Source organism: Dyella telluris, from assembly GCF_014297575.1.
GTDB classification, from domain to species: Bacteria; Pseudomonadota; Gammaproteobacteria; order Xanthomonadales; family Rhodanobacteraceae; genus Dyella; species Dyella telluris.
The window spans coordinates 4,974,834-4,991,029 of record NZ_CP060412.1 but is presented as its reverse complement, the minus strand read 5'-3'; the positions used below and the strand labels follow the sequence as shown (position 1 = coordinate 4,991,029).

Below are 16,196 nucleotides of genomic sequence, written 5' to 3'. Positions count from 1 at the left end.
GTTCCGCGTCTGGCTTCAGACGCGGAACGCTGTGCTATTCTCAAACCGCAATCGATTTACTAGCAGGATCCAGGCATGAGCGACGACCGGCAGGGCCGTTCCAACGACAGCGGCAAGATTCTCTACTGCTCCTTCTGCGGCAAGAGTCAGCATGAAGTGCGCAAGCTGATCGCGGGTCCGTCCGTGTTCATTTGCGACGAGTGCGTAGAGCTGTGCAACGACATCATCCGCGAAGAGCTTGAGGAAAAGGCCGCCTCCGGGCGCAGCCAGCTGCCCAAGCCGCGCGAGATCATGGAAACGCTCGACCAGTACGTGGTCGGCCAGACCCGCGCCAAGAAGGCGCTCGCCGTGGCCGTGTACAACCACTACAAGCGCATGGAGTCGCGTCAGAAGAGCGATGAAGTCGAGCTGGGCAAGTCCAATATCCTCCTGATCGGTCCGACCGGTTCGGGCAAGACGCTGCTGGCCGAAACGCTGGCCCGCCTGCTCAATGTGCCGTTCACCATCGCCGATGCCACCACGCTGACCGAAGCCGGCTACGTGGGCGAGGACGTGGAAAACATCATCCAGAAGCTGCTGCAGAAGTGCGACTACGACGTCGACAAGGCGCAGTCGGGCATCGTCTACATCGACGAAATCGACAAGATCTCGCGCAAGAGCGAGAACCCGTCGATCACCCGCGACGTGTCCGGTGAAGGCGTGCAGCAGGCGCTGCTGAAGCTGATCGAGGGCACGCTGGCCTCGGTGCCGCCGCAGGGTGGCCGCAAGCATCCGCAGCAGGAATTCCTGCAGGTGGACACCAAGAACATCCTGTTCATCTGCGGCGGTGCATTCGCCGGCCTGGAGAAGGTGATCCAGCAGCGTTCCGAAACCGTGGGCATCGGCTTCTCCGCCGAGGTCCGCAGCAAGGAGCGCAAGGAAAACCTGGGCAAACTGCTGGCCGATGTCGAGCCGTCGGATCTGGTGCGTTACGGCCTGATTCCGGAGTTCGTCGGTCGTCTGCCGGTGGTGGCCACGCTCGATGAGCTGGACGAACCGGCGCTGGTGAAAATCCTCACCGAGCCGAAGAACGCTGTCACCAAGCAGTTCAAGAAGCTGTTCGAAATGGAAGGCGTGGAGCTGGAATTCCGCCCGGAAGCCCTGCAGGCCATCGCCCGCAAGGCACTGAAGCGCAAGACCGGCGCCCGTGGCCTGCGCACCATTCTCGAGCAGGTGCTGCTGGACACCATGTACGAGCTGCCGTCGCTGGAGCACGTCAGCAAGGTGGTGGTGGACGATGCCGTCATCGAAGGCCAGGCCGAGCCGTACCTGATTTACCGCGGCAACCTCAAGCAGCCGCGTGCGGCAGGCGAGGGCGGAGACGCCGCCTGAGCAGCTCAAGCACCCTGAGTGACTTGAATGGCCCCGGCAGAAATGCCGGGGCCATTTTGTTTGTCCGCCAGTTCATGCACTTGAGTGCAGGGCCGCCAGACACCACTTGACGTACAGATGCCCCCGGCGCAGTGTCGGTTGCAAAGACGTATTTCATCACGAGAGATTCTCTTCGATGGCAAAGACCGCCCCCAACCCCCAGACCACCGGAGCTGCACTGGAAGCCCTTCCCGTGCTGCCGCTGCGTGACGTGGTGGTTTATCCCCATATGGTCATCCCGCTGTTCGTCGGCCGCGACAAGTCCATGCGTGCGCTGGAGCGCGCGATGGAGGGCGAGCGCCAGATCCTGCTGGTCGCCCAGAAAAGCCCGGATATTGATGACCCCAAGATCAGCGATCTGCACGAGATCGGCACGCTGGCTGGCGTGTTGCAGTTGCTGAAGTTGCCCGACGGCACCGTGAAGGTGCTGGTCGAGGGCCAGTCGCGCGTGCAGATCGAGAATTACGACGAAGAAGGCGGCATGTTGACGGCCACTTCGCGCGTCATCGAGCCGGTGTACTCCACCAAGGAGCGCGAGCTCGACGTGGTGTCGCGCACGCTGGTGTCGCTGTTCGAGCAGTTGGTCAAGCAGAGCCGCAAGTTGCCGCCGGAAGTTCTGGCGACGCTGTCGGGCATTGATGATCCCTCGCGCGTTGCGGACTCCATTGCCGCGCATTTGTCCGTGCGCATGGCTGAAAAACAGAAGGTGCTGGAGACGGCCGATGTCGGTCAGCGACTTGAGCTGCTGATCGGGCTGGTCGATGGCGAGATGGATCTGCAGCAGGTGGAAAAGCGCATCCGCGGCCGCGTGAAGTCGCAGATGGAGAAGAGCCAGCGCGAGTACTACCTCAACGAGCAGATGAAGGCCATCCAGAAGGAGCTCGGCGAGGGCGAGGATGGCCCGAACGAAATTGAAGACCTGCAGAAGAAGATCGAAGCCGCCGGCATGCCCAAGCCCGTGCTCGCCAAGGCGCGCCAGGAATTCGGCAAGCTTCGCCAGATGTCGCCGATGTCAGCCGAGGCGACCGTCGTGCGCAACTATCTCGACTGGCTGGTCGGCGTGCCGTGGAAAAAGAAGAGCAAGGTCCGCAAGGATCTCCAGCTCGCGCAGGAAGTGCTGGATGCCGATCACTTTGGCCTGGAGAAGGTCAAGGAGCGCATCCTCGAATACCTCGCGGTGCAGCAGCGCGTGAACACCATGCGCGGCCCCATCCTGTGCCTCGTTGGTCCGCCGGGCGTGGGCAAGACCTCGCTGGGCCAGTCCATCGCCAAGGCAACCAACCGCAAGTTTGTCCGCATGAGCCTGGGTGGTGTGCGTGACGAGGCCGAGATCCGTGGTCATCGCCGCACCTACATCGGTTCCATGCCGGGTCGCATCGTGCAGAACCTGAACAAGGTGGCGTCGAAGAACCCGCTGTTCGTGCTGGACGAGATCGACAAGATGTCGATGGATTTCCGCGGCGACCCGTCATCGGCGCTGCTGGAAGTGCTCGACCCTGAGCAGAACCATGCGTTCAACGATCACTACCTTGAGGTCGACCTGGACCTGTCCGAGGTGATGTGGATTGCCACGGCGAACTCGTTGAACATCCCCGGTCCGCTGCTGGACCGCATGGAAGTCATTCGTATCCCCGGTTACACCGAGGACGAAAAGCTCGGTATCGCCCAGAAGTACCTGCTGCCCAAGCAGCTGAAGGCCAATGGCCTGAAGCCCGAGGAGCTGAGCGTGGACGAAGAGGCGGTGCGCGATATCGTGCGTTACTACACGCGCGAGTCGGGTGTGCGCAACCTCGAGCGCGAGATCTCCAAGATCTGCCGCAAGGTCGTGAAGGAGCTCACGCTTGGCCAGGTGAAGAAGTCCGCGCCCGCCAAGGCTGGCGCCAAGAAGTCCGTGGCGGCCGTAAAGACGGCCAAAACCAAGACGAAGGCGCCGGGCCGCGTGCTGGTGAATTCGGAGAACCTGGAGCATTACCTGGGCGTTCGCCGCTTCGACTTCGGCCGCAAGGAACTGCAGAACGAAGTGGGTCTGGTGACCGGCCTGGCGTGGACCCAGGTCGGCGGCGACCTGCTCAGCATCGAGGCCTCCGTGGTGCCGGGCAAGGGTCGACTGGTGCATACCGGCCAGCTCGGCGACGTGATGAAGGAATCGATCCAGGCGGCCTTGTCCGTGGTGCGTGCGCGCGCCGATCGCCTGGGTATCGAGCCTGATTTCCACGAGAAGTACGACATCCATATCCATGTGCCCGAGGGCGCCACGCCGAAGGACGGTCCCAGTGCAGGCATCGCGATGTGCACGGCACTGGTGTCGGCACTGACCAAGGTGCCGGTGCGCTCGGAGGTGGCCATGACGGGTGAGATCACCCTGCGAGGTCGGGTACTTCCGATTGGTGGTCTCAAGGAGAAGCTGCTGGCGGCTCATCGCGGTGGCATTACCACGGTGATCATCCCGGACGAAAACAAGAAGGATCTTGCCGACATTCCGGAGAACATCACCGCCTCGCTGGACATCCATCCGGTGCGCTGGATCGACGAGGTGCTGGACATCGTGCTGGAGCGCCCGCTGCAGCCGCGTCAGGCTGCCGACGGCGACAAGCCGAAGGTGGAGGCGCCGATCGAGGACGCGAAGGACAAGGAGCCGCATACGCGGCCTCACTGATCCGTGATGGGTATCACCGAAAACGGGCGGGCGACCGCCCGTTTTCGTGTCCGCATAACATCAGAAAAGTCCTGATCGCATAGCGTCTCAGCACGTACTTTGCAAGCGTTCGAAAAGCATGCTGAACCGTGCGAACCCTTGGTATTGCTTGTCATTGCGGACCCTTGGGGCCACTGGTATAAAGGCGACACCGCAGCCTGACGCCAAGCAAGGTGCGCAGTGATGCGGGGTTGCTTGGTGATGTCCCGGTGCCCAGTCATGAGGTGACGTCGCCTGGTCCCAGAATGACCACGCGGGCTGCATAACCGTTTAAGGGAGTGTCTCAATGAATAAAACCGATCTGATCAATGCCATTGCCGAGAAGGCCGAACTCACCAAGGCTGACGCCGGCCGTGCTCTCGAAGCGTTCTTCGAGACCGTGCAGAAGGCGCTGAAGAAGGGTGATGACGTGTCGGTGGTCGGCTTTGGCACCTTCACCGTGCGCAAGCGCGCGGCTCGTACCGGTCGCAATCCGCGCACCAACGAGACGATCAAGATCAAGGCCTCGAAGGTTCCGGCATTCAAGGCTGGCAAGACCCTCAAGGATGCCCTAAACTAAGCGGCTACTTGCTTAGTTTCGGGTGCTTAGCTCAGCGGTAGAGCGTCGCCCTTACAAGGCGAGGGTCGTAGGTTCGATCCCTACAGCACCCACCAGAAATATGTGGAGCGGTAGTTCAGTCGGTTAGAATGCTGGCCTGTCACGCCGGAGGTCGCGGGTTCGAGTCCCGTCCGCTCCGCCACAGTTCGCAAGGGCGCCCGTGTGGCGCCCTTGTTTTTTAAGCACTGCGCACATGGTGCGCCGAACAACGAGAGCCGGGAACTTCTCCATGCTGCAGGCACTGCGTACCAAGCTTCACGGATGGCCTTCGATCGTCATTCTGGGCATTTGCGTCTTCGCTATCTCGTTCTTCGGCATCGAGTCGTATTTCGCGTCGCGTACCGATACCTACGTGGCCATGGTCGGCAAGCACGAGATCAGCCAGCGCGATTTCCAGGACGCCATGAACAATGCCCGCCGCGACGCCATGGCGCGCATGGGTGACCAGTTCGATGCGGCCTCGTTTGAAAGCGCCGAGACCAAGCGCCAGGTGCTCGATCAGCTGATCAATGCACAGCTGCTCCGGCAGGCGAACGACACGCTTGGCATGAAGGTGTCCAGCGCCGAGCTGCGCGACCGCATTTCCAGCGAACAGGCGTTCCAGGTCAACGGCCAGTTCGACCCCGCGACGTACCGCGCCATCCTTGCCGCGCAGAACATGACGCCGGCGATGTTCGAGGGCAGCCAGCGCACGTCGCTTGAGCCCGGCCTGCTGCCGCGCGCGATCATCGCCAGCACGATCGTCACCGACGCCGACATGGATCGTTACCTTGGCCTGCTTTACCAGCGTCGCGACCTGCGCTGGTTCGCGGTGCCGCGCCCGACCCTGGCGGATACCGAAGTCACCGACGCCCAGCTTGACGCCTTCTACAAGGCGCATCAGGCCGATTTCATGAGCCCGGAACAGGTCTCGCTGAAGTACATCGAAGTCAACGGCGCCGACCTGAAGAGCGACGTGCAGCCCAGCGAAGACGACCTGAAGAAGCGCTACGAAGAGCAGAAGCAGCGCTTCGTGCAGCCCGAGCAGCGCCTGGTGTCGCACATCCTGGTGAACGTGCCGAAGAACGCCACGCCGGACCAGCAGAAGGCTGCGCTCGCCAAGGCCGAGAAGATCGCCGCCGAAGCCACGCCGGAGAATTTCGCCAAGCTCGCCGCACAGGATTCGGACGACCTGGGTTCCAAGCGCTCCGGCGGTGACCTGGGCTGGCTCGAGAAGGGTGTGACCAACGCCGCGTTCGACTCCGCGCTGTTCTCGCTGCAGAAGGGCCAGATCTCCAAGCCCGTGCTGTCGGACGAGGGTTATCACGTGGTGTGGCTGCGTGATGTGCGCAGCGGTGACGCGAAGCCGTTCGCCGAAGTGCGCGACCAGATCGCCAAGGATTACCTCTCCACCGAGCGTGATCGCCAGTACAGCGAACTTGCCGGCAAGCTCACCGACCAGACCTACCAGAACCCGTCGTCGCTCGAGCCGGCGGCCGAGGCGCTCAAGTTGCCGGTGCAGACCACCGAGCTGTTCTCCCGCAAGGGTGGTACCGGCCTGGCGGCCAATCCGAAGCTGGTGCAGGCCGCTTTCTCGGACGACGTGCTCGTGCAGGGCAACAATTCGGGCCTGATCGATCTGGGCACGAATCACGCCGTGGTGGTGCGCGTTGACAAGCACCTGCCGTCGGCAGCGCGTCCGCTGGCCGAGGTGAAGGATCAGGTTCGCCAGAAGATCCTGGACGAGCGCGCCGCGGCGGAAGAGCAGAAGCGGGCCGATGCACTGCTGGCTCGCCTGCAGAAGGGCGACGACATGCCGGCCGTGGCGGCTTCCGCGGGTGCTTCCGTGCAGACGGTGGCCGATGCGGTTCGCATGCAGCAGGGCGTGGCCCCGGAAGTGCTGGAGCAGGCGTTCCTGCTGCCGCACCCGGTTGCCGGCAAGGCAGAGTTTGCACGCGTTGCCCTGCAGAACGGCAGCTACGCACTGGTGGCCGTGGACAAGGTGCAGGACGGCGACCTGAGCAAGGTGACCGCTGAGCAGCGCACCACGCTGCGCGGCCAGATGGCCCAGGCTTACGGGATCCTCGCCACCCAGGGTTTCATCGACGCGCTGAAGGCCAAAGTTGAGGTCAAGGTGGCCCCGGATCGCATGTAATGCACGCGTCTCGACGCGATATGAAAAGGGCGGCCGCTGGCCGCCCTTTTTTGTTTGTCCGGTGATGGCTGTTTGCTGCTGGATCTGGGTGTTGCTGGAGTCGTCAGGCGATCGGCGCCTTTGCGCATCCCGCTGACTTATCCGGGAGCGCTGACCTTGAGGATCTGGCCAGGCTTCACGCCGGGGCCCTGCAGGTGGTTCCACTTTTCCAGCTGCTTGATGTCCACCGAGTAGCGACGGGCGATGGACCACAGGCTTTCACCGGACTTCACCGTGTGCGTTTGTTTCGCGGTGCTGCTGTCGTCGTCATCGCCGCTGGCAGCGCCCAGGGCTGCGCCGAGTGGCGGCAGGGTGGGCGTGCCCGGCATGTTCTGCGCGCCACCGTTATTGCTCTCCGACAGCAGTGAGTTGCGGAACTGCTGGACCTTGCTGCGCGGGAGCAGCAGGTAAGGGGAGGCATTGCTATCGACCATGCCGTTCCGGAACGCGGCGTTGATGTCCTTCAGCTCATCCGTCGACATGCCAGCATGGCTTGCAGCGCGGGCGATCGGCATGGAGTTGTCGATGTTCACCGTTACCAGGTGCTGCTCCGAAGGCAACGTGGGCAGGCTCACATTGAAGCGATCGGGATTGCGGATGACGCAGGCAATGGCCAGCAGCTTGACCAGGTGCTCGCGCGTCACCGGCTTCACCGGCATCTTGGGAATCACCGGTTCGGCGGCAGGCTCGCCGTGCTGGCTGACGATGCGCTTGATGCCAAACTCGCCCGCGTTGAAGGCATAGTCCACCAGTCGCCAGTCACCCAGGTCGTCGTGATATCGACTGAGCAAGGCCATGATGGCGTCGGTGGCCGCGGGAACATCAAGACGTCCGTCGAAGTTGTTGTCGACCCGGATGCCCATGGCGTTCGCGGTCTGCGGCATGATCTGCCACATGCCCGCTGGCCTGCCCTTGCCGCCCGAAACAGGTCGGTACTGGCTCTCGACCCACGGAAGAAGTGCGAACTCGCCGGCCACGTTGTGGCGGGCGGCGATCTGTTGGACGTAGGCAAGTCGAGGTGCGGCGGCTGCGATCTGGCTTTCGAAGCGATCCGGATTGCTGGTGTAGCGATGCGCCCAGGCGTTGATGTTCGGGTCGGCGTCGCAGTCGGCCATGGCGAAGCTGCTGCGAAGGTTCTGCCAGAGGTTGCCGTCATCAGCGCTGTTGGCGCCGACGGATGACAGATCCGGGTGCGCGGCCGGGTGCACCGAGACTTCTTTCTGCTGCACCGGCACGGGTGTCGGTGTCTGTATGGGTTTCTGTGCCGGGCCAGAGGCGCACGCGGCCAGGAACACCGACGTGGCGAGGGGCAGGGGGCGCAGGCGTCGGGCGGCTTTCATCCGGTGAATACGTCCTTGCTGGCCCGCAAGGCAGCGAAGCGTGCAACGCGATCATCCTCCACGCCCTGGCGCTGTCCCCATGCGATGACGGCATCGCTGTCGGTGCGCAGGAAGGGATTGGTCGCCTGCTCAATGAAAAGCGCCACCGGCAGGCTGGGTTTGTGGTGCGCGCGCAAGGCATCGACTTCCTGTCGGCGTGCCGAAAGCGAGGCGTTGTCCGGTTCGATCGTTTGCGCGAAGCGCCCGTTGGCCGCGGTGTACTCGTGTGCGCAGCAAACCAGCGTATTGCCGGGCAGTGAGGCCAGCCGGTCGAGCGAGGCCAGCATCTGCGCGGGCGTGCCCTCGAAAAGGCGTCCACAGCCCATGCTGAAAAGCGTGTCACCACACAAAAGCACGCCCTCGCCGGTATAGGCAATGTGCGTGGTCGTGTGCCCGGGCACGGCGATGACGTCGAAGCGAGCGGCCGGCAGGTTGAGTGCCACGACATCGCCATCGCTCACGCGCTGCGTGGCCGTGGCGATGCGTGCGTCATGAGGGGCATAAACCGGTACTTCACGCTTCGACAGCAGGGCGTTCACCCCGCCAATGTGATCGTTGTGGTGGTGCGTCAGCAGGATGGCCCGCAATTGCAGGTGTCGCTGAGTCAGTGCGGCCTCGACCGGCGCGGCATCGCCCGGGTCGACCACGATGGCGTTGCCGGCATCGTCATGGAGCAGCCAGATGTAGTTGTCGGCAAGCGCCGGTAACGGTACGACGTGCAAGGAGTCGTCCTCCGGGGTTTCGTATCGACTGGCGCAGGCCCCTCCCAGGCCTGCGCGAAGTGGCCGACTATAAAGCCCTGTCGGGCCTCGCTCGTTATTGAGACGTTAACAAGATGTAGGGGTATTCAGACTTGAGGTGTCGGCCCACCTTTCTCTGTCGACCAGAGCACGTTGTCGGCGGGCTGCCGTTACACTGTCAGCATTGCGACGACCGGCTGGCCCTTCATGTCTCAGCGTGACCAAGACATCTACAGCAGCGCCCCTCTGCGCAGCCTGCTGGCCGCGGAAACAGCTGCCCTGGCACCGGGTCTGCAGCGCTGCAGCGGCCCTCATGCACTGCTGGTCAGCGCGGCCGTGGACGATATGCCCCCCGTTCTCCCGCTGCTGGGCAACTGGACTCGCCTGAGCGTGGCGGACCAGCGCTACGGCGGGGACGTGAAGGCTCGTCTGGACGAATCACTGCCGTTCATCGATGACGCCTTCGACCTGGTGCTGCTGCGCCATGCGCTCGAAGTATCCGGCACGCCCCAGGAGATGCTGGAGGAGGCCTCGCGCGTGCTGGCGCCGGGCGGTGTGCTGGCGCTGACTGGGCTGCATCCGTTCAGCGCCTGGCTGCCCTGGATGATGTGGCGCACGCGCGGCCATTCGCCCACGATGCATTCACCCCTGCTGCTGGAGCGCTGGGTGCGGCGCCACGAACTGGATATCGAACGCATCGAGCGGGTGGGGCGGTCCTGGCCGGGTCGCCACACAGGCATCGATGCATCCAGCGCTTTCGGTGGCGGCTACCTGTTGATTGCGCGCAAGCGGCGACGCATGGCGGCCCCCATCCGACTTAAACCCAAAGCCTTGCCGGCCACGGTCAACGTGGGCCTGGCACCGGGTGCCCGACGCAACGTGGCATCCTGATTCCTCACGTATCGATGGTGACAATGACTGAAGTGGAAGCTTTTACCGATGGCGCGTGCCTCGGCAATCCGGGGCCTGGCGGCTGGGCCGCACTGCTGCGCGCGAAAGGATCGGAGCGCATGCTCTCAGGTGGTGAGCCGGACACCACCAATAATCGCATGGAGCTGATGGCCGCCATTGCGGCGCTCGAAGCGCTCACGCGTCCGTGCAAGGTGGCGTTGACCACCGACTCGAAGTACGTGATGCAGGGCATCGAGCAGTGGGTACCCAAGTGGCGCGCCAACGGCTGGAAAACCGCCGACAAGAAACCGGTGAAGAACCAGGATCTGTGGGAGCGGTTGTCCAACGCGACGCAGGCGCATCAGGTGCGCTGGCATTGGGTGCGTGGTCATAACGGTCACGTGGAGAACGAGCGCGTGGATGTCGCGGCGCGCGAAGAGGCAGAGAAATTCAGGAGCAAGGCATGAGGCAGATCGTGCTCGATACCGAGACCACGGGTCTCGAAGTCCGCCAGGGCCATCGGCTGATCGAAATCGCCTGCGTGGAGATGATCGAGCGTCGTCCCACCGGGCGCTATTACCAGACGTACCTCAACCCCGATCGCGCCATTGACGAAGGCGCGCGGCAGGTCACGGGTATCGAAGACGAGTTCCTGCTCGACAAGCCGCGTTTCCCGGATGTGGTGGATGAGTTCCTCGCCTTCATCGATGGCGCGGAAGTGATCATTCACAACGCCACGTTCGACGTGGGCTTCATCAACGGTGAACTGGCGCGACTGGGCGAATCGTTCGGGCGCCTGGAAGACCGTTGCAGCGTGCTCGATACGCTGGTGATGGCGCGCGAGCGCTATCCCGGCCAGCGCAACAGCCTCGATGCGCTCTGCAAGCGCCTGGGTGTCGACAATTCCGCGCGCGACCTGCACGGCGGCCTGATCGACGCGCAGCTGCTGGCGGATGTGTATATCGCCATGACCTCTGGCCAGGTCGTGCTTGATCTTGGCTTCGAGGGTGCGCAGGAGCAGGGTGCTGCCGTGGCACTGGGGCCGATGGTGCTTGATCGCCGGCCGCGTGTGCTGCGCGCCGATGCCGATGAATCGGCCGCTCACGAGAAGCGACTGGATTCACTGGACAAGAGTGCGGGTGGAACGTCGGTGTGGCGGCGCGAGGACGCACCTGCCGTTCACTGAGGCTTGCAGCCCGCGTCAGTTGATGCGGGCGAGGATGGTCGTCACGTTGTCGCTGCCGCCGCCATCGAGCGCGGCGAGCAGCAGGTGCTCCACGCTCTCCTGGGCGGACAAGTCCTGACGCGACACGATGGTCGCAATGGCGGCATCGCCCACTTCTTCGGTGAGTCCGTCGCTGCAGAGCAGGAACGACATGCCGTGTTCCAGCTTGCCGCGCGCCATGCCGATGTGCAGCTGTTCGGCGGCCGTAATCCCCAGTGCCTGGGTAATCACGTTGCGATGCGGATGGCGTGCAGCCTGCGCAGGGTCCAGCGTTCCCGCCTCTACCAGTTCCTGCACCAGTGAATGATCGTGACTGACCTGGCGCAGTGACTTCTGCCAGAGGTAGACGCGACTGTCGCCCACCCACACCACTTCGTAGCTGTCCGCATGCAGGCGCAGGGCGGCGATGGTGGTACCCATCGGGCGCGCATCCTTGAAGCTTCGGCTGTGCTGGATCAATCGTTCGTCCGCCGCGCGCACGGCTTCCACCAGGCTGTGGCCGCGGGTGACCAGGTCGGCGACGGCGTCACGCACCAGGGCGGATGCCACCTCGCCATGCTGATGGCCACCCATGCCGTCGGCCACGAGAAAGAGGCCAAGCGAAGCGTCGGCGTAGTAGGTGTCTTCGTTGCGCGTGCGGCGCAAGCCGACGTGGGTTCCGTGTCCAAACTCGATCATGGGGTGCCTGGTGTGGCGATGCGATGCGAGCATGACGGATAGGGGATGAATGCGTAAAGAAGGATCTGAGGCGGACGGTGTTTTGCCCGGGCTTGTGTGGCGTTGGTTCCGGGCAAAAGCTCGGGAAAACGAGGGCAGTGGCGTGGGTGACGGGTGGGATTGTCAGGTCCATCCATGGACCTGACCCCTTCGCGCTTGCGCGCTACGGGGCCAGCCTGCGGCTGTCCAAATTCGTTCCCGACGAATTTGTCGAACCCGGGTGGGTTCTCACCCAGCCATCACCGCCAGAAAAGCAAAACGCCCCACGAGGGGGCGTTTTGCTTTTCTGGCGGAGAGGGTGGGATTCGAACCCACGGTACGCTTACACGTACGCCTGATTTCGAGTCAGGTACATTCGACCACTCTGCCACCTCTCCAAAGATGTGCGTGTGGTCCACGCGAGCCGGTAATTCTATGTGGTGCAGGCCATGCTGGCAATGGGGTGGTGTGATTTTTCTTGCTGTTTTGTCGAAAGGCTAGCGCAGGGCGGCGCCCCAGCGGTTTCCACGGGGCAGGTAGTGGTTGGCCGGGTCTAGCGACATGGCGACCCGGGTCGCGCGGCCTGTGATCTCGCTCCGGGGAAAGAACCCGAAATAGCGTGAGTCCGCGCTGTTGTCGCGGTTGTCGCCGAGCAGCAGGTACTGGTGGGCGGGGACTGTCACGGGGCCGAAGTCGCGAGTGTGGCCCTTGGCGGCGAGTGACCAGCGCACGGCATGGTGTGTCCCGCCAACGTCTTCGATGGCGTAGAGGGCAGGGTCTTCTCGATCGTCGCGGATGCCGGTGACCTGGATGGGGCGGTAATCCGCAGCCTTGCCATTTACATACAGGTGGTTCTGGATCAGTGCGATCTGATCGCCCGGGATCCCTATGACGCGCTTGACCAGGCGCTCGCCGGCGGCGCTGGAATCCAGCACCACGATGTCGCCTCGCTGAGGATCGGCGCGATGCACCAGCGAGACGTGGGTGAAGGGCAGGCGGAGGTCATAGGCCGCCTTGTCGACGACGATGCGGTCGCCAATGTCGATGGTGGGTTGCATGGAGCCGGTCGGTACGACGTTCCAGTCCGCGACCGCGCTGCGGAACATGAACATGCAGAGCATGAAGGTGAGGAAGCCCTTGTTGTCTGCCAACAGCCGTGTCAGGTGTCGCATGGACGTTCTCCCGTGATCCGTTTCCAGATGGACACGGTCAATGCCGCAAAGTTTCGGGTGGGCTGAAAAGAGCAAGGCGGGGCACGCGCGGCGGGAGCAGCGGCCAGAGACTGGCGCTGCCGTCATTTCCCTGGAGACCCGCATGAAAGCCGCCTACACCCTGCTGTTAGCCGTTTCGGTGACTTCACCGGTCGATACACCGGCTTCGCCCCGTTCGGTGGTGCTGGCCATGTTCGACGCCTTTAATCGCCACGACGCCGATGCCATGGCGAGGCTTTATGCGGAAAACGCGACGCTCTCTTCGTCGGACTTCTGTGCGCAACGAGCGGGGAGGGCAGAGGTAGCCCGGACTTATCGTCGGCTCTTCTTGGCATTCCCGGATATACGGGACGAGGTGGAGAGCATGGTGGTGCAGGATGGCCAGGTCGCCATGCGCTTTGTTGCACGCAGTGCGGCAGGCGTTTCGCCGCTGCACCTGCCGATCTCGACGTTTCTGGTCGTACGGCAGGGCCAGATTGTGTCCGATGACAGTACCTTCGATACGGCGGGTCGTCCCTGTTCGCGCTGAGGATGGATGTCATGCAAGTGCGGTATGACCACGGCATCCGGGAAAAGGGCGGTGTTGCCACCGCATGCGCGCACAAAAAAGGGCGGTGTTGCCACCGCCCTTTGACCCTTCTTTCGGCCGAAAAAATCAGGCGGCCTTGCGCTTGGCCAAACGCAGCCAGGTGTCGACCACCGTGTCTGGGTTGAGCGACACCGACTCGATGCCCTGATCCATCAGCCATTCGGCAAGGTCCGGATGGTCGGATGGGCCCTGGCCGCAAATGCCGACGTACTTGCCCTTTTCGCGAGCGGTCTTGATGGCCAGTGCCAGCAGCTTCTTCACTGCCGGGTCGCGCTCGTCGAAGAGGTTGGCGACGATGCTGGAATCGCGATCAAGGCCCAGGGTGAGCTGGGTCAGATCGTTGGAGCCGATGGAGAAGCCGTCGAAGATCTCCAGGAACTCATCGGCGAGCAGCGCGTTGGACGGCACTTCGCACATCATGATGACCTTCAGGTCATGCTCGCCCTGCTTGAGGCCGTTCTTGCCCAGTACTTCGATGACCTTGCGGCCTTCGCCCAGCGTGCGCACGAACGGAATCATCACCCACACGTTGTCCAGGCCCATCACTTCGCGTACGCGCTTCACCGCCTTGCACTCCAGCGAGAACGACTCGGCGAAGCCCGGGTCGACGTAACGACTGGCGCCGCGGTAGCCGATCATCGGGTTCTCTTCATGCGGCTCGTAGCGCGAACCGCCGATGAGGCCGGCGTATTCATTCGACTTGAAGTCGGACAGGCGCACGATCACCGGCTTGGGGTACACCGAGGCGGCGATGGTGGCGATGCCTTCGGCCAGGCGATCTACGTAGAACGACACCGGGTCGGCATAGCCGGCCATCCGCTCGTCGATCTTCGCCTTGGTCTGGGCATCCTGCTTGGCGTATTCCAACAACGCCTTGGGGTGCACGCCGATGTGGCTGGCGATGATCATTTCCAGGCGGGCCAGGCCGATGCCGGCGTTCGGCAGCATGCCGAAGTCGAAGGCACGCTCCGGGTTGGCCACGTTCATCATGATCTTGAGCGGCGCCTCGGGCATGTCGCCCAGGTCGGCCGTTACGCGGTCGAACTTCAGCAGGCCTTCGTAAATGGTGCCGGTGTCGCCTTCCGCGCAGGACACGGTGACTTCCGCGCCGTCCGGAATGGTGTTCAGCGCATTGCCCGTGCCGACCACGGCCGGCACGCCCAGCTCGCGAGCGATGATGGCGGCATGGCAGGTGCGGCCGCCGCGGTTGGTGACGATGGCGGCGGCGCGCTTCATCACCGGCTCCCAATCGGGGTCGGTCATGTCGGCGATCAGCACGTCGCCCGGCTGCACCTTGTTCATGTCGGCCAGCGAGCGGATCACGCGGGCTTTGCCGGAGCCGATCTTCTGGCCGATGGCGCGACCCTCGGCCAGCACATTGCCCTTCTCGTTGAGGTGGAAGCGCTCAAGCTGGGTGGCGTGCGCGCGCGATTTCACGGTCTCCGGGCGGGCCTGCACGATGTACAGCTTGCCGGTGTTGCCATCCTTCGCCCATTCCACGTCCATCGGGCGACCGTAGTGCTGCTCGATGATCAGCGCCTGCCTGGAGAGCTCCTCCACGTCCGCGTCGGTGATGCAGAACGTGTTGCGCAGCTCGGCCGGGGTTTCCTCGATCTTCACGCGTTCGCCGGGGGCGCTGGAATAGACCATGCGCTGCTGCTTGGCGCCAAGGCTGCGACGCAGCACGGCCGGCTTGCCGGCTTTCAGCGTGGGCTTGAACACGTAGAACTCATCGGGGTTCACCGCGCCCTGCACAACCATTTCGCCCAGGCCGTAGGAGCCGGTGACGAACACTACGTCGCGGAAGCCCGACTCGGTGTCCAGCGTGAACAGCACGCCGGAGGCGCCCACGTCGGAGCGCACCATCAGCTGCACGCCGGCGGAGAGGAACACGTCCTCGTGCTTGAAGCCCTGGTGCACGCGGTAGGCGATGGCGCGGTCGTTGTACAGCGAGGCGAAGACTTCCTTCACCTTGTGCAGTACGTCCTCGATGCCGACCACGTTGAGGAAGGTTTCCTGCTGGCCGGCGAAGGAGGCATCCGGCAGGTCTTCGGCGGTCGCCGAGGAGCGCACGGCCACGGCGATGTTCTCGGCGCCGGCATCCTTGCAGAGCTTGGCGTAGGCGTCGCGGATGGCGTTGTCCAGGTCGGCCGGCAGCGGGGTTTCGGTGACCCACTCGCGGATTTCCTTGCCGGCGGCGGTCAGGGCCATCACGTCGTCCACGTCCAGGGTCGCCAGGCGCTCCTGGATACGCTTGGCCACGCCGCTCTTGTCGAGGTACTGCTGGAACGCATCAGCGGTGGTCGCAAAACCACCGGGCACGGACACGCCGAGTTTGGCGAGATTGCCGATCATCTCGCCCAGCGACGCATTCTTGCCGCCCACCTTGCCCAGGTCGGTCATGCGCAGCGTGTCGAGCCAAAGCACCAGATCGTTCAAGGGAGTCTCCTCGAGAGCTCTTAGGATTTAAGAAATCTGCTTGTCCCGGTTTCGTCAGGAAATCGGGCTACAAAGAACTGGTATTGTCTGCTGTCGATGGTGCGGAGCACAAGAAGACCATTCGGCCCAAAACCCGCGCCAGCTGCATAC

General features: G+C 63.4%; 13 protein-coding genes and 3 tRNA genes. 10 read left to right on the top strand and 6 right to left on the bottom strand.

Going from position 1 to position 16,196, the window contains the following annotated elements:
• The first annotated feature begins 75 nt into the window (after positions 1-75).
• The 6 genes from clpX to H8F01_RS21680 all read left to right on the top strand — a co-directional run bounded on the left by clpX (position 76) and on the right by H8F01_RS21680 (position 6,837).
• Positions 76-1,371, top strand: coding sequence for an ATP-dependent Clp protease ATP-binding subunit ClpX (gene clpX / locus H8F01_RS21705; protein WP_109125826.1), 1,296 nt, complete (start codon positions 76-78; stop codon positions 1,369-1,371).
• Between the two features lie 175 nt (positions 1,372-1,546).
• Entirely contained in the window at positions 1,547-4,066 is a 2,520-nt protein-coding gene (gene lon, locus H8F01_RS21700; RefSeq protein ID WP_187057063.1) for an endopeptidase La, read from the top strand.
• Between the two features lie 325 nt (positions 4,067-4,391).
• A complete protein-coding gene (locus H8F01_RS21695) occupies positions 4,392-4,664 on the top strand; it encodes an HU family DNA-binding protein (protein WP_019465590.1) in 273 nt (90 codons plus the stop codon).
• Positions 4,665-4,684: 20 nt separating this feature from the next.
• Positions 4,685-4,759: transfer RNA gene (locus tag H8F01_RS21690), tRNA-Val, on the top strand.
• A gap of 9 nt (positions 4,760-4,768) precedes the next feature.
• Positions 4,769-4,845 (top strand) — tRNA-Asp (locus H8F01_RS21685).
• An 87-nt stretch (positions 4,846-4,932) separates the two neighbouring features.
• Positions 4,933-6,837 carry a SurA N-terminal domain-containing protein gene (locus tag H8F01_RS21680; RefSeq protein ID WP_187057062.1) on the top strand — a complete coding sequence of 635 codons (1,905 nt, stop codon included), beginning with the start codon at positions 4,933-4,935 and terminating at the stop codon, positions 6,835-6,837.
• A 137-nt stretch (positions 6,838-6,974) separates the two neighbouring features.
• Here the strand turns inward: H8F01_RS21680 and H8F01_RS21675 are convergent, their stop codons facing one another.
• Positions 6,975-8,216, bottom strand: a complete 1,242-nt coding sequence (locus H8F01_RS21675; protein ID WP_338017292.1) for a LysM peptidoglycan-binding domain-containing protein — start codon at positions 8,214-8,216, stop codon at positions 6,975-6,977.
• The gene (gene gloB, locus H8F01_RS21670; RefSeq protein WP_187057061.1) at positions 8,213-8,977 is read right to left on the bottom strand and encodes a hydroxyacylglutathione hydrolase; all 765 of its coding nucleotides are present in this window, start codon (positions 8,975-8,977) and stop codon (positions 8,213-8,215) included. The genes H8F01_RS21675 and gloB overlap by 4 nt, the downstream gene beginning before the upstream one ends.
• 225 nt (positions 8,978-9,202) lie before the next feature.
• Between gloB and H8F01_RS21665 the strand changes: the two genes are divergently transcribed.
• The 3 genes from H8F01_RS21665 to dnaQ are packed head-to-tail and all read left to right on the top strand — an operon-like array spanning position 9,203 to position 11,072.
• A complete protein-coding gene (locus H8F01_RS21665) occupies positions 9,203-9,886 on the top strand; it encodes a class I SAM-dependent methyltransferase (protein WP_187057060.1) in 684 nt (227 codons plus the stop codon).
• Between the two features lie 23 nt (positions 9,887-9,909).
• Positions 9,910-10,353, top strand: a complete 444-nt coding sequence (rnhA, locus tag H8F01_RS21660) for a ribonuclease HI (RefSeq protein WP_187057059.1) — start codon at positions 9,910-9,912, stop codon at positions 10,351-10,353.
• Positions 10,350-11,072, top strand: a complete 723-nt coding sequence (gene dnaQ / locus H8F01_RS21655; RefSeq protein WP_187057058.1) for a DNA polymerase III subunit epsilon — start codon at positions 10,350-10,352, stop codon at positions 11,070-11,072. Before rnhA ends, dnaQ begins: the two co-directional genes overlap by 4 nt.
• A gap of 15 nt (positions 11,073-11,087) precedes the next feature.
• On the opposite strand, the gene H8F01_RS21650 is transcribed toward dnaQ, so the two are convergent.
• The 3 genes from H8F01_RS21650 to lepB form a co-directional block, all read right to left on the bottom strand.
• Positions 11,088-11,789 (bottom strand): PP2C family protein-serine/threonine phosphatase, encoded by a 702-nt coding sequence (locus H8F01_RS21650; protein WP_187057057.1) that lies wholly within the window; start codon positions 11,787-11,789, stop codon positions 11,088-11,090.
• A 326-nt stretch (positions 11,790-12,115) separates the two neighbouring features.
• Positions 12,116-12,205: transfer RNA gene (locus H8F01_RS21645), tRNA-Ser, on the bottom strand.
• A 99-nt stretch (positions 12,206-12,304) separates the two neighbouring features.
• Positions 12,305-12,979: a signal peptidase I gene (gene lepB / locus H8F01_RS21640; protein ID WP_187057056.1), complete on the bottom strand. Its 675-nt coding sequence runs from the start codon at positions 12,977-12,979 to the stop codon at positions 12,305-12,307.
• A gap of 142 nt (positions 12,980-13,121) precedes the next feature.
• On the opposite strand from lepB, the gene H8F01_RS21635 reads away from it, so the two are divergent.
• Entirely contained in the window at positions 13,122-13,547 is a 426-nt protein-coding gene (locus H8F01_RS21635) for a nuclear transport factor 2 family protein (RefSeq protein WP_187057055.1), read from the top strand.
• A 126-nt stretch (positions 13,548-13,673) separates the two neighbouring features.
• Here H8F01_RS21635 and ppsA read toward each other — a convergent pair whose 3' ends face one another.
• Positions 13,674-16,046, bottom strand: a complete 2,373-nt coding sequence (ppsA, locus tag H8F01_RS21630; RefSeq protein ID WP_187057054.1) for a phosphoenolpyruvate synthase — start codon at positions 16,044-16,046, stop codon at positions 13,674-13,676.
• Positions 16,047-16,196 lie beyond the last annotated feature (150 nt).

Coding starts and splice junctions, on each gene's coding strand:
- clpX (WP_109125826.1), top strand. CDS start 76: ATGAGCGACGACCGGCAGGGCCGTTCCAACGACAGCGGCAAGATTCTC.
- lon (WP_187057063.1), top strand. CDS start 1,547: ATGGCAAAGACCGCCCCCAACCCCCAGACCACCGGAGCTGCACTGGAA.
- H8F01_RS21695 (WP_019465590.1), top strand. CDS start 4,392: ATGAATAAAACCGATCTGATCAATGCCATTGCCGAGAAGGCCGAACTC.
- H8F01_RS21680 (WP_187057062.1), top strand. CDS start 4,933: ATGCTGCAGGCACTGCGTACCAAGCTTCACGGATGGCCTTCGATCGTC.
- H8F01_RS21675 (WP_338017292.1), bottom strand. CDS start 8,216: ATGAAAGCCGCCCGACGCCTGCGCCCCCTGCCCCTCGCCACGTCGGTG.
- H8F01_RS21665 (WP_187057060.1), top strand. CDS start 9,203: ATGTCTCAGCGTGACCAAGACATCTACAGCAGCGCCCCTCTGCGCAGC.
- rnhA (WP_187057059.1), top strand. CDS start 9,910: ATGACTGAAGTGGAAGCTTTTACCGATGGCGCGTGCCTCGGCAATCCG.
- dnaQ (WP_187057058.1), top strand. CDS start 10,350: ATGAGGCAGATCGTGCTCGATACCGAGACCACGGGTCTCGAAGTCCGC.
- H8F01_RS21650 (WP_187057057.1), bottom strand. CDS start 11,789: ATGATCGAGTTTGGACACGGAACCCACGTCGGCTTGCGCCGCACGCGC.
- lepB (WP_187057056.1), bottom strand. CDS start 12,979: ATGCGACACCTGACACGGCTGTTGGCAGACAACAAGGGCTTCCTCACC.
- H8F01_RS21635 (WP_187057055.1), top strand. CDS start 13,122: ATGAAAGCCGCCTACACCCTGCTGTTAGCCGTTTCGGTGACTTCACCG.